This is a genomic window from Streptomyces katrae, assembly GCF_000966975.1.
GTDB lineage: Bacteria > Actinomycetota > Actinomycetes > Streptomycetales > Streptomycetaceae > Streptomyces > Streptomyces katrae.
Window position 1 is genome coordinate 1 of sequence record NZ_JZWV01000740.1, and the last position, 10,729, is coordinate 10,729.

At 75.4% G+C, this 10,729-nt stretch carries 9 protein-coding genes; 6 read left to right on the forward strand and 3 right to left on the reverse strand.

Features of this window, described 5'->3' with window-relative positions; all coding sequences use genetic code 11:
• Both VR44_RS25545 and VR44_RS25550 read right to left on the reverse strand, forming a co-directional pair.
• The coding region (locus VR44_RS25545; protein WP_045949948.1) for a RidA family protein at nucleotides 1–383 on the reverse strand (383 nt) is incomplete at its 3' end.
• Nucleotides 384–407: 24 nt separating this feature from the next.
• Nucleotides 408–2,006: an alpha/beta hydrolase gene (locus tag VR44_RS25550; protein ID WP_094191913.1), complete on the reverse strand. Its 1,599-nt coding sequence runs from the start codon at nucleotides 2,004–2,006 to the stop codon at nucleotides 408–410.
• A gap of 270 nt (nucleotides 2,007–2,276) precedes the next feature.
• Between VR44_RS25550 and VR44_RS25555 the strand changes: the two genes are divergently transcribed.
• The 4 genes from VR44_RS25555 to VR44_RS25570 all read left to right on the forward strand — a co-directional run bounded on the left by VR44_RS25555 (nucleotide 2,277) and on the right by VR44_RS25570 (nucleotide 7,249).
• Nucleotides 2,277–2,720, forward strand: a complete 444-nt coding sequence (locus tag VR44_RS25555; protein ID WP_042813038.1) for an SRPBCC family protein — start codon at nucleotides 2,277–2,279, stop codon at nucleotides 2,718–2,720.
• 216 nt (nucleotides 2,721–2,936) lie between these two features.
• On the forward strand, nucleotides 2,937–3,770 hold the full coding sequence (locus VR44_RS25560; RefSeq protein ID WP_045949944.1) for a M55 family metallopeptidase: 834 nt from the start codon (nucleotides 2,937–2,939) through the stop codon (nucleotides 3,768–3,770).
• Nucleotides 3,763–5,217, forward strand: coding sequence for a M20/M25/M40 family metallo-hydrolase (locus VR44_RS25565; RefSeq protein WP_245692195.1), 1,455 nt, complete (start codon nucleotides 3,763–3,765; stop codon nucleotides 5,215–5,217). The genes VR44_RS25560 and VR44_RS25565 overlap by 8 nt, the downstream gene beginning before the upstream one ends.
• Nucleotides 5,218–5,230: 13 nt before the next feature.
• Complete coding sequence (locus VR44_RS25570; protein ID WP_045949945.1) at nucleotides 5,231–7,249, forward strand: S9 family peptidase; 2,019 nt, start codon at nucleotides 5,231–5,233, stop codon at nucleotides 7,247–7,249.
• Nucleotides 7,250–7,266: 17 nt separating this feature from the next.
• Here the strand turns inward: VR44_RS25570 and VR44_RS25575 are convergent, their stop codons facing one another.
• Nucleotides 7,267–8,025: a hypothetical protein gene (locus tag VR44_RS25575; protein WP_245692197.1), complete on the reverse strand. Its 759-nt coding sequence runs from the start codon at nucleotides 8,023–8,025 to the stop codon at nucleotides 7,267–7,269.
• Between VR44_RS25575 and VR44_RS25580 the strand changes: the two genes are divergently transcribed.
• Together VR44_RS25580 and VR44_RS25585 are read left to right on the forward strand one after the other, a co-directional pair.
• Nucleotides 8,019–8,576 (forward strand): GNAT family N-acetyltransferase, encoded by a 558-nt coding sequence (locus VR44_RS25580; protein ID WP_045949946.1) that lies wholly within the window; start codon nucleotides 8,019–8,021, stop codon nucleotides 8,574–8,576. The genes VR44_RS25575 and VR44_RS25580 overlap by 7 nt on opposite strands.
• A gap of 147 nt (nucleotides 8,577–8,723) precedes the next feature.
• Nucleotides 8,724–10,712, forward strand: a complete 1,989-nt coding sequence (locus tag VR44_RS25585; RefSeq protein WP_045949947.1) for a DUF5107 domain-containing protein — start codon at nucleotides 8,724–8,726, stop codon at nucleotides 10,710–10,712.
• The last annotated feature ends 17 nt before the right edge of the window (nucleotides 10,713–10,729 follow it).

Sequence of the window (10,729 nt, forward strand, 5' to 3'; positions counted from 1 at the left end):
GCCGAGGACGCCGGCAGCAGGTGCGGCGCGATCACCTCGTCGCGCGCCGCCCGAACCGCCGGCAGATGGGCCACATCCGTGACGAAGTACGTCAGCTTCACCACGTCCTCGAACCCCGCCCCGGCCGCCGCCAGGCACCGCCGCAGGTTCTCGAACACCCGGCGGGCCTGGGCGGCGGGATCGCCCTCGCCGACCACCTCCCCCTTCTCGTCCAGGGCGCACTGCCCCGACACGGCCACGAACCGCCCGGTGCCCCAGACGACGTGGCTGTATCCGGTGCCGGGGCTGACACCCTCCGGCGCGGCGATCCGGGTGAGGTGGCTGCCGTCACCGCTGTCGCGGCCGTCGCTGCTGTCACTGCTGCTGTGCGGGGATGAGGTCATGCGGACGATCATGCCCGCCGGCGGTCAGCCCCGGAAGCCCAGCAGCCCGTGCAGGGCCGCCCCGCCCGCCGAGGCCGGCACCGCGCGGGTCGCCGCCGTCGGCTTGGGCGCGGCCTGCGCCGGGCAGGACGCGTCGGCGGCCTGCCCCGTCCTCAGGTACGCGGCGAGCTTCTCGTCGAGGCACTTGTTGCCGCTCAGCGCGATCCCGTGGTTGCCCCCGCCCTCCTCCACCACCAGCGCCGAGCCCGCCAGCTTGCTCCGCATGCTCACCGCCCCCTCGTACGGGGTCGCCGCGTCCTCCGTGGCCTGGAACAGCAGCGCCCCCGGCAGGGCGGTGTTCGTGACGTCCGGGGCTTCGAGCGGCTCCGTCGGCCAGAACGCGCACGGTGCGTTGTACCAGGCGTTGTTCCAGGTCATGAACGGTGCCTTGGCGTGCGTGCGCCACATGTCGGCCCGCCACCTGTTCCAGTCCTTCGGCCACGCCGAGTCCCGGCACTGCACCGCCGTGTACACGCTGTAGGAGTTGCCCGCCGACGGCTCCACCGCGCCGAACCGCTCGTACGCCGCCACCAGCGGCTTCGGATCCTGCTTCACCGCGTACGCCGCGAACGCCTCGGCCAGGTGCGGCCAGTAGCCGTTGTAGTAGCCACCCGGCATGTACGTGTCCTCCAGCTCGGCCGGCCCCACCTTTCCGCCGGCCGGAGTCCCGCGCAGGGCCTCGCGCATCCCGTACCAGCGCCGCTCGACGCCGGCCGGGTCGGTGCCCAGGTGGTACGTGGAGTCGTACTGGGCCACCCAGGCCAGGAACGCCTTGTGGCGGGCGTCGAAGGCCTGGTCCTGGGCCAGGTTGTCCTCGTACCAGACGCCGCCCGGGTCGACCACGGAGTCCAGGACGAGGCGGTGCACCCGGTCCGGGTGGAGCTTGGCGTACACCGCGCCCAGGTAGGTGCCGTAGGAGTAGCCGAAGTAGCTGAGCTGCTCCGCCCCGAGCGCCGTGCGCAGCACCTCCAGGTCGCGGGCGGCCGAGACGGTGCCGACGTACGGCAGCACGTCCGCGTGCTTGGCCCGGCAGGACTCGGCGAAGGAGCGCACCCGGTCCAGGTTGGCCTGCTCGGTCGCCGCGTCCAGCGGCACCGAGTCCGGCCGCACGGGCTTGAAGTGCCCGGCTCCGCAGTCCAGGGCGGGCTCGCTCTTGCCGACGCCCCGCGGGTCGAAGCCGATCACGTCGTACTGGGCGGCCACGTCCTTGGGCAGCGCGGAGGCGACGAACCCGGCCAGCGCGCGGCCACTGCCGCCCGGGCCGCCGGGGTTGACCAGGAGGGGGCCCTGGGAGACGGAGGCGGTGTGCGGGACCCGGGTCAGGGCCAGGGAGATCTGCCGCCCGGCCGGCCGCTCGTGGTCGAGGGGGACCCGGAGGGAGGCGCACTGCAGCGTCGGGTAGCGGGGGGTCGCGCAGCCGGTCCAGCGCAGCCCGGCGGCGGCCGGCGCGGGCGCGGGCGCCGGGGCGGCGGCGGTGACGGGACTCGCGAGGGCGGCGGCGACCGTGGAGATCGCCAGCAGCAGCGCGGCGCGCCTCTTCAGCGGGCCGCGCTGCTTCGCGGGGTGCGGTACGGGGTGGAGCATGGGGCCTCCCAGCCGAGGGGTCTGGGCGGAATCGTCCCGGAAACCGCGCCCGGAACGCGGGATTGGGCCGCCCATTGGCCCGATGTGATGACCCCTCGGGCGGCGTCCGGGTCACGGGGAGGGCCGCCGGGGAGCCATCCGGGGGGCCGGCCGCCGGGACCGCGGCCACGTCGCCGGCGGGCCCGGATCCGCCTCCCCCGGATTTGGGCGGCCGCCCCGGAGGTGGTTGGCTTGCCGCGAAGAGCGAACACAACTGCTGGAGGAACAGCTATGGCGCAGGTCGAGGCCACCACGGAGCGCATCATCGGGGCCGACGCGGAGACCGTCTTCGACGCGCTGGCGGACTACACCGGCACCCGGGGCAAGCTGCTCCCCGAGCACTTCAGCGAGTACGAGGTGCGCGAGGGCGGCGACGGCGAGGGCACCCTGGTCCACTGGAAGCTCCAGGCCACCAGCAAGCGCGTCCGTGACTGCCTGCTGGAGGTCACCGAGCCCACGGACGGCCAGCTCGTGGAGAAGGACCGCAACTCGTCCATGGTCACCACCTGGACCGTCACCCCGGCCGGCGAGGGCAAGTCCAAGGCCGTCGTCAGCACCGTCTGGAACGGCGCGGGCGGCATCGGCGGCTTCTTCGAGCGCACCTTCGCGCCCAAGGGCCTCGGCCGCATCTACGACACCGTGCTCGACAACCTGGCCCGCGAAGTCGAGGCCTGACCCGCGCCGTCGGGCCGCGGTCAGGGCAACTCCCCGTAAACGGCTCACCGGTTCGGGTGGAATTCCCAGGCCCGCGGCGGACGTCGCCGCCGTCCCGGCCGCCCACGCGTCAAGCCCCGCGCCGTGCCCCCGAGCCGCCCGGGCGTGGCCCCCGGGCCGGGGCGCGGCCGGGCGGTTAGGGTGGGGCTCCTGTCGACCCGACTCACCGGGGGCCCGATGAAGATCCTCATCTCAGCCGACATGGAAGGCGCCACGGGCGTCACCTGGCCCGCCGACGTGCTTCCGGGGACCCCCCAGTGGGAGCGCTGCCGGGGCATGTTCACCTCCGACGTGAACGCCGCCGTCCTCGGCTTCTACGAGGGCGGCGCCGACCAGGTCCTCATCAACGAGGCCCACTGGACCATGCGCAACCTCCTGCTGGAGGAGCTCGACGCCCGCGCCGAGATGATCACCGGCCGGCACAAGTCCCTCTCCATGGTCGAGGGCGTCCAGCACGGGGACGTCGACGGCGTCGCCTTCGTCGGCTACCACACCGGCGCCGGCGCCGAGGGCGTCCTCGCCCACACCTACCTGGCCAACTCCCTCACCGGCGTCTGGCTCGACGGCCTGCGCGCCAGCGAGGGCGTGCTCAACGCCCATGTGGTCGCCGAGTACGGGGTCCCGGTCATCCTCGTCACCGGCGACGATCTGACCTGCGTCGACGCGGCCGGCTACGCCCCGGACGCGCGCACCGTCGCCGTCAAGGACCACGTCTCGCGCTACGCGGCCGTCTGCCGCACCCCGGCCCGTACCGCCGCCGACATCCGGGCCGCCGCCAAGGAGGCCGTGAAGCTCGCCGTCCGGCACGAGCCGGTGCGCGGCGGACCGCACACGATGGAGGTGGAGTTCGACGCGGAGCACCTGTCGATGGCCGCCACCGTCGTCCCGGGCGTCGAACGGACCGGCGAGCGCAGGATCGCGTACACCAGCGGGACCATGTACGAGGGGATCCGGACCTTCAAAGCGGTCACCACGGTCGTCTCGGCGGCTCTGGAGGAGCAGTATGGCTGACATGCAACCGCTGGACGGCGGCCCCGGCGCGGCGGGCCCCCACGAGACGGCCGCCCACGGGCCGGCCTCCCACCGCACGGCCTCCCGCGGGCCGGCTTCCCGCGGGCCGGCTCCCCGTGCGCCGGGGGAGCCGCTGGACGCCGCGGCCCTCGACGAGGTGGTCGCGTTCACCTCGGAGCTGATCCGCATCGACACCAGCAACCGCGGCGGCGGAGACTGCCGGGAAAGACCGGCCGCCGAGTACGCCGCCGAACGCCTCGCCGGCGCCGGACTGGAACCCGTCCTCCTCGAACGCACCCCGGGCCGCACCAACGTGGTGGCCCGCCTCGACGGCACCGACCCCTCCGCCCCCGCCCTCCTCGTCCACGGCCACCTCGACGTGGTCCCCGCCGAAGCCGCCGACTGGAGCGTGGACCCCTTCTCCGGCGAGGTCCGCGACGGGGTGGTCTGGGGCCGCGGGGCGGTCGACATGAAGAACATGGACGCGATGGTGCTGGCCCTCGTACGGGCCTGGGCGCGCACCGGGACGCGGCCGCGGCGGGACATCGTCATCGCCTTCACCGCCGACGAGGAGGACAGCGCCGTGGACGGCTCGGGCTACCTCGCCGACCACCACCCGCACCTCTTCGAAGGCTGTACGGAGGGCCTGAGCGAGTCCGGTGCCTTCACCCTCCACACCGGACCCGGCCGGGCCCTCTACCCCATCGCCGCCGGAGAACGCGGCACCGCGTGGCTGAAGTTGACCGCGCACGGCCGCGCCGGACACGGCTCCAAACCCAACCAGGACAACGCCGTCACCCGCCTCGCCGCCGCCGTCGCCCGGATCGGCGCCCACGAGTGGCCGGTCCGCCTCACCGACACCGTCGCCGCCTGCATCACCGAACTCGCCGCCCTCCAGGGCCTGTCCGTCGACCCCCGCGCCCCCGGCTTCGACCTCGACGCGGTCCTCGGCAAACTCGGCCCCGCCGCCGCCCTGGTCGGGGCCACCCTGCGCAACAGCGCCAACCCGACGATGTTCAACGCCGGTTACAAGCTCAACGTGATCCCCGGACACGCCACCGCCTACGTGGACGGCCGCACCCTGCCCGGCGGCGAGGCCGAGTTCACCGCCGTCCTCGACGAACTCACCGGCCCCGAAGTGGAATGGGAGTACCACCACCGGGAGGTCGCCCTCGAAGCCCCCGTCGACGGGCGGACGTACGCCGTCCTGCGGGAGGCCGTCGAACACTTCGACCCCGACGGCCACGCCGTCCCCTTCTGCATGGCGGGCGGCACCGACGCCAAGCAGTTCTCCCGCCTCGGCATCACCGGCTACGGCTACTCCCCGCTCAAGCTCCCGCCCGACTTCGACTACTGGGCCCTCTTCCACGGCGTGGACGAACGCGTCCCCGTCGAAGCCCTGCACTTCGGCGTCCGCGTCCTGGACCGCGCGCTGCGGACCCTGTGATGGTGGCCCCGTGATGGCGGCGGCCGCCGCCTGCGCCCCCTACGGCAGCTGGCCCTCATACGGCAGCTGGCCCTCACCGCTCGCCGCCGCCCACGCGGCCGCCCACGACGGACGCCCCGAGTACGTCGGCACCATCGGCTCCGAGGTGTGGTGGACCGAACCCCGGCCCGAGGAGGGCGGCCGCCGCACCCTGGTGCGCCTCCCCGCCGCCGGCGGCCCCGCCCGGTCGGTGCTCCCGGCCCCCTGGAACGTGCGCAGCCGGCTCACCGAGTACGGCGGTCTTCCCTGGGCCGGGGCCGAACGGGACGACGGGGGACCGCTGGTGGTGTTCGTCCACCACCCCGACCAGCGGCTGTACGCCTACGAGCCCGACGCCCCCGGCGCACCGCCGCCCCGCCCGCTGACCCCGGTCTCGGTGATCGGCGGCGGGCTGCGCTGGGCCGACCCCGTGCTGCGCGGTGGCGAAGTCTGGTGCGTGCTGGAGGAGTTCACCGGCCCCGCCCCCGGTGACGTGCGCCGCGTCGCGGCCGCCGTCCCGCTCGACGGCTCCGCCGCGGGCGACCGGGCCGCCGTACGGGAGCTCACCGGCGACCGGCACCGCTTCCGCACCGGGCCCAAGCCCTCCCCCGACGGGCGCAGCGCCGCCTGGCTGGTGTGGGACCACCCCCGGATGCCCTGGGACGGAACGGAACTCCAGCTGGCCGACGTCCGCCCCGACGGCACGCTCGGCCCGCCCCGTACTGTCCTCGGCGGCCCGGACGAGGCCGTGGCCCAGGCGGCATGGGCGGCCGACGGCAGCCTCCTCGCGGTGAGCGACCGCAGCGGCTGGTGGAACCCCTACCGGGTGGACCCCGAGGGCGGGCCGCCCGTCAACCTGTGCCCCCGAGAGGAGGAGTTCGGCGGCCCCCTGTGGAAGCCGGGCCTGACCTGGCTGGCCCCGCTCCCGGAAGGGCCGGTCGCCGTCCTGCACGGCCGCGGCTCCTCCCTCCTGGGCGTCCTCGACCCCGACAGCGGCGACCTGGTGGACGCCGCCGGACCGTGGACGGCGTGGCAGTCGGGCCTGGCCGTCAGCGGCACCCGCGTCTACGGGGTCGCCGCCAGCCCGCGCAGCGCGTACGAGGTGGTGGAGCTGGACACCGCCACCGGACACGCCCGGGTGGTCGGTGCCCGCGCGCCGGACCCCGTGGACCCCGCGTACTACCCCGAGCCGCAGAGCCGCACCTTCCCCGGCCCCGGCGGCCGCGAGATCCACGCCCACGTCTACCCGCCCCACCACCCCGCCCTGCGCGCACCCGCCGAGGAACTGCCCCCGTACGTGGTGTGGGCGCACGGCGGCCCCACCGACCACGTGCCGCCCGTGCTGGACCTGCACATCGCCTATTTCACCTCCCGTGGCATCGGGGTCGTCGAGGTGAACTACGGCGGCTCCACCGGCTACGGCCGCGCCTACCGCGAACGGCTGCGCGAGCAGTGGGGCGTGGTGGACGTGGAGGACTGCGCGTCCGTGGCCCGCGCCCTGGCCGACGAGGGCACCGCCGACCCCGCCCGGCTGGCCATCCGCGGCGGCAGCGCGGGAGGCTGGACGGCCGCCGCCTCCCTGGCCGCCACCGGCCTGTACGCCTGCGCGGCGATCATCTACCCGGTCCTGGACCTGCGGGGCTTCGCCGCCGAGACCCACGACCTGGAGTCCCACTACACCGACGGCCTGGCCGGCCCGCCGCAGACCCTGGAACTCCGCTGCCGCGAACGCTCGCCCGTGGCCCGCGCCGACCAGATCACCGCCCCGTTCGTCCTCCTCCAGGGCCTGGACGACCCGGTCTGCCCGCCCGCCCAGGCGGAACGCCTGCTGACCGCCCTGCGCGCCCGGACCCCGGCGGTCCCGCACGCGTACCTCACCTTCGAGGGCGAGGGCCACGGCTTCCGCCGCGCGGACACGATGGTCCGCGCCCTGGAGGCGGAACTCTCCCTGTACGCCCAGGTCTTCGGCCTCGACAGACCGGACGTCCCGAGACTGGAGCTGCGCACGGAGTAGCAGGCGGGCGGGCGGCGCTAGGAGGTGTGCCGCTGGAGCCAGACGCGGAGCGGGCCGATCGGGGTGAAGCCGGCACGGACAGCGGCTTCGAGGCCCTCGCCGTGTTCGTAGCCGACGACCGGGAGGTCCGGCCGGTCGCGGGCGGCCGCGTCGAGGGCGGCGGCCCAGGCCTCGTCGGTGTCCGCCCTGGTCCGGCCGAACACGTTCGAGACCCCCACCGCTCCGCCGCCGGTGCTGAGCACGGCCCCGGCGGCGATCCGCTCCCCGTCGCGGCCGGCCAGGAACACGATCCCCTGCCGCACGAGGCCGGGGTGGAACAGCCCCGTGCCTCCGCGCTCCCCGTCCGACCAGGCCGCCTCCCAGGCGGCCAGCTCCCCCGGCCCCTCGACCTCGTCCCACTCCAGCCGCCCCCCGGACGGCGCGGCGGCCCCCGCGGGACGGTGGATCCACTGCGCGTCGAACAACACCTCGAACCCGGCCGGGGCCAGGTCGAGCGAGGCGAAGCTGTCCTTCACCGAGCAGCCGGGGGCCGTGGTGTCGACCCCGGCGAGCACGTCGGCGGCGGAGGCCGCGGGGGTGAGGGTGACGGCGTCGGGATACAGCGGCGGAGTGCGCCGCGGGCTGCACCACACGGTGCGGCGGAAGTGGCCGCTGCGGGAAACGGCCCCGCACCACTCGGCGTTGTTGCGGGCGGCGGCGTGCAGGAGCTCGCGGGCATCCGGGTCGGTGATCACACCGCGGATGCTGTCACGGGCCGTAGCCTGAGTCGATGCCATATTCCACCTCCACCTCCACGTACCTGGGGGAAGGCCCGAGAGTCGGGCTGCGCCCCGTTCGGCCCGCCGACGGACCGGAGTTCACCGCACGGGTCCGCGAGAGCCGCGAACTGCACCGGCCCTGGCTGTTCCCGCCGGACACGCTCGAGGCGTACGAGCCGTACGCGGCCGCCCTGGCGGAGGGGCGGCTGCGGGCCGGTTTCCTGGTGTGCGAGCTCGCCGGCGGGGCGATCGCCGGGTTCATCAACGTCAACAACATCGTGCGGGGCGCCTTCCAGTGCGGGGCGCTGGGCTACGGGGCGTTCGCGCACGCGGCGGGACGGGGACTGCTGGGGGAGGGCCTCGACCTGCTCCTCGCGCACGCCTTCGCGGACACGGGGCTGGGGTTGCACCGCCTGGAGGCGAACGTCCAGCCGGGCAACGCGGCGTCGATCGCCCTCGTCCGGGGGCGGGGCTTCCGTCTGGAGGGTTTCTCCCCGGACTTCCTCCACGTGGCGGGCGCCTGGCGCGACCACGAACGCTGGGCCATCACCGCGCCGACCCCGTCGTGACATGCCCCGCGTGACATGCCCCGCGCAGCGGCCACCGGCGACGGCCCGGACACGCGTACGCCCCCCCCGGCCCCTTTGCGTAATCCTGACCGGTGGTCATGCGCAGAACCCCTGTGCACCGACCCCCCAGCCGTGTTCCATTCCCCCATGGCCACCACCGTCCGACGTGTCCCGCTGACCCTCCCCGCCGCCCCCCTGGGCCCCGACAACCCCCTGCCCGCCCTGCGCGCCCCCGACGGGGTGCACGACCTGGACGAGCGCTCGCGCGAAGGGCTGCCGCGCGACATGGCCCGTCAGATCGGGTACGAGCCGCTGCGCTCCCTGCTGCCCGTCCAGATCCGCGACGGGTACGGACGACGGCGCGTGGAGCGGGAGTTCGAGGCCGTCGTCATCGACAACGGGCGGCTGCGCGCCACCGTGCTGCCCGGCCTCGGAGGGCGGATCCACTCCCTGGTCCACCTCCCCACCGGCCGTGAACTCCTCTACCGCAATCCGGTGTTCCAGCCCGCGAACTTCGCCCTCAACGGCGCCTGGTTCTCCGGCGGCATCGAGTGGAACATCGGCGCGACCGGCCACACCGCCCTGTCCTGCGCCCCGTTGCACGCCGCGCTCGTGCCCGCGCCCGACGGCGCGGTGATGGTGCGGCTGTGGGAGTGGGAGCGGCTGCGCGACCTGCCGTTCCAGGTGGACCTGTGGCTGCCGGAGGACTCCGACTTCCTCTACGTCGGGGTCCGCGTGCGCAATCCGCACGAGCGCCCCGCCGCCGTCTACTGGTGGTCCAACACCGCCGTCCCGGAGGACTCCGGGACGCGGGTCCTCGCCCCGGCTGAGGAGGCCTGGCACTTCGGGTACGAGCGGGCGCTGCGCCGGATCCCCGTGCCCAGGTGGGAGGACGCGGACCGGACCTACCCGCTGGACAGCACCTACCCGGCCGACTTCTTCTACGAGGTCGAGCCCGGGGCCGCCGCCCGCCCCTGGATCGCCGCCCTCGACGCCGACGGGCACGGCCTGGCGCAGGCCTCCACGGGGCTGCTGCGCGGGCGCAAGCTGTTCGTGTGGGGCGCGGGTCCGGGCGGCCGGCGCTGGCAGGAGTGGCTGACGGAGCCCGGCACCGGGGGCTACGCGGAGATCCAGGCGGGGCTCGCCCGGACCCAGCTGGAACACGTACGGCTCGACGCCGGGGCGGAGTTCAGCTGGCTGGAGGCGTACGGGCCGCTGTCCGCGGACCCGGCCGCGGTGCACGGCGCCGACTGGGCGGCGGCCCGCGCGGCGGCCGGTGCGGCGCTGGACGCGGCACTGCCGCCCGGCACCCTGGACGCGGCCCACGAGGCGTGGCGGCGGGCCTCCGCCGACGCCGATCCGGACGGCGGGCCGGGGGAGTGGCTGGCGCGGGGCTCGGGCTGGGGGGCGCTGGAGGTGCTGCGCGGGGGCTTCGACCTGCCCGGCACCCCCTTCCCGGAGGCCGTCCTGGAGGAGGCCCAGGAGCCGTGGCTGGCGCTGTGGCGGACCGGCGCGCACCCGGCGCCGCAGCGGGTCGTCCCGCCGGGGCCGAGCCTGGTCGCGCCGCACTGGCGGGACATGCTGGAGACCGCCCCGGCGGACCCCCTGACCGAGTACCACCTGGGCGTGGCCCAGTGGCACGCGGGGGACACCGCCCAGGCCGTACGCAGCTGGGAGCGCGGGCTGGCGCTGGCGCCGTCGCGGTGGCCGCTGCTGAGGTGCCTGGCGGTGGCGGACGCGCTGGCCGGGGATCCGGAGCGGGCGGCGGACCGGTACGCGGAGGCGTTCGAGGACCTGGCGGCGCAGAGCCGGGGCGGGGAGGCGTGGACGGCGGCGGAGTCCGCGCTCGGCCGGGAGGCCATGACCGCCCTGCTGGCGGCGGGCCGGCCCGCCGGGGCGCGGGCGGTCTGGGACCGCCTGCGGCCTGCGCTGCGGGAACAGGGGCGCTTCCGGCTGCTGGCCGCGCGGCTGCTCGCGGCGGAGGGGCATGTGGGCGCGGCCCGGCGGGTGTTCGAGGACGGCTTCGAGCCGGCGGACCTCCGGGAGGGGGAGGAGACGCTGTCGGAGGTCTGGTCGACGGTGTCGGCCGCGCCGCTGCCGCCGTCGTACGACTTCCGCATGCGCCCACCCGCGTAGCCCCCGCCCCGGACCCC

What these genes read in the sequence shown, in the direction of transcription:
- VR44_RS25550 (WP_094191913.1), bottom strand. Translation starts at nt 2,006, where the DNA reads ATGCTCCACCCCGTACCGCACCCCGCGAAGCAGCGCGGCCCGCTGAAG.
- VR44_RS25555 (WP_042813038.1), top strand. Translation starts at nt 2,277, where the DNA reads ATGGCGCAGGTCGAGGCCACCACGGAGCGCATCATCGGGGCCGACGCG.
- VR44_RS25560 (WP_045949944.1), top strand. Translation starts at nt 2,937, where the DNA reads ATGAAGATCCTCATCTCAGCCGACATGGAAGGCGCCACGGGCGTCACC.
- VR44_RS25565 (WP_245692195.1), top strand. Translation starts at nt 3,763, where the DNA reads ATGGCTGACATGCAACCGCTGGACGGCGGCCCCGGCGCGGCGGGCCCC.
- VR44_RS25570 (WP_045949945.1), top strand. Translation starts at nt 5,231, where the DNA reads ATGGCGGCGGCCGCCGCCTGCGCCCCCTACGGCAGCTGGCCCTCATAC.
- VR44_RS25580 (WP_045949946.1), top strand. Translation starts at nt 8,019, where the DNA reads ATGCCATATTCCACCTCCACCTCCACGTACCTGGGGGAAGGCCCGAGA.
- VR44_RS25575 (WP_245692197.1), bottom strand. Translation starts at nt 8,025, where the DNA reads ATGGCATCGACTCAGGCTACGGCCCGTGACAGCATCCGCGGTGTGATC.
- VR44_RS25585 (WP_045949947.1), top strand. Translation starts at nt 8,724, where the DNA reads ATGGCCACCACCGTCCGACGTGTCCCGCTGACCCTCCCCGCCGCCCCC.